Annotated in this window: 1 protein-coding gene and 1 pseudogene; both read right to left on the bottom strand. The window is 50.3% G+C overall.

All coding sequences use genetic code 11. From position 1 onward, the window contains the following. Positions 1–356: pseudogene (locus tag ACTHS3_RS14370) on the bottom strand (DNA glycosylase); the annotation flags it as partial. Positions 357–392: 36 nt separating this feature from the next. Next, a complete protein-coding gene (locus ACTHS3_RS14365; RefSeq protein WP_070608106.1) occupies positions 393–1,013 on the bottom strand; it encodes a phosphoribosylanthranilate isomerase in 621 nt (206 codons plus the stop codon). Positions 1,014–1,047 lie beyond the last annotated feature (34 nt).

The following is a 1,047-nucleotide window of genomic DNA, read 5'->3' as shown; positions in this document are numbered from 1 at the left end:
TGCGCCAATACTGCCGCCAAATCGACGGTTTCTATCACTTTTAAAAACTTATCCGAAGCATTGCCATGTTCGCGTATCGCTTTCAACACGGTCGGACAGGATGCAATCCCCTTCTCACTTAAAAACGCTTTGATTTTATCGGCATCAAACGCCTTTTCGCCCTGCTTTTGAAAATGCGCCGCATCGCCGAAAAACACCAGCCCGTACACGCGCCACATATCGTTTTGAAAATTCGGATAATGAAACTGCATCGCGTGTTTTTCTTCTTTAGGCGGAAACGTCCCCATCATCATGACCGTTGCCTGCAGCGGCAACAAGGCTGCGAATGGGTGGGATTCAACGATTGGCTCTTGCATATATGTATTCCGGTTTCTTTGAATTCAAACAAAATTTCAGACGGCCTTTACTGCTTGAATAAACACCGCCATTTTCTCCCTGCTCTTAATCCCTCCGGAGATTTCCACGCCGCCGGACACGTCCACCGCTGTTGCGCCGCTGATTTTTACCGCTTCGGCAACGTTTTCCGCAGTCAATCCGCCGGAAAGTATCCACGGTTTGCCGATATTGCCGTGCAACATGGTCCAGTCGAAACTTTGTCCCGTACCGCCGTATTCAGTCGGATGATAGGCATCAAACAGCAAGGCTCGGGCATTCGGAAATTTGGCACAGGCCGTCTGAATATCGGCTGCGGACTGTACACGCACGGCCTTCAAATACGGACGGTCAAACCGACGGCAAAAATCATCGTCTTCATCGCCGTGAAACTGAATCACATCTATCGGCACTTGACGCAAAATCTCGCGAATGGTTTGCTCGTTTTCATTCACAAACAAGGCCACTACCGATACAAACGGCGGCAGATTTTTCACAACCGCCCGCGCCTGCTCAATACTCACTGCCCGTTTACTCTTGGCGTAAAACACCAGCCCGATGGCATCCGCGCCCAATTCGGCCGCAGCCAGCGCGTCTTCAGGTCGGGTAATACCGCAAATTTTGGTGCGTATGGTGTTCATGGGGATTGCCTTTTTAAACAGATGGGTCGGATAT

This window comes from Neisseria sp. P0009.S007 (assembly GCF_051962515.1).
The sequence above is the reverse complement of the archived record's forward strand: the minus strand, read 5'-3'. Positions and strand labels throughout refer to the sequence as shown.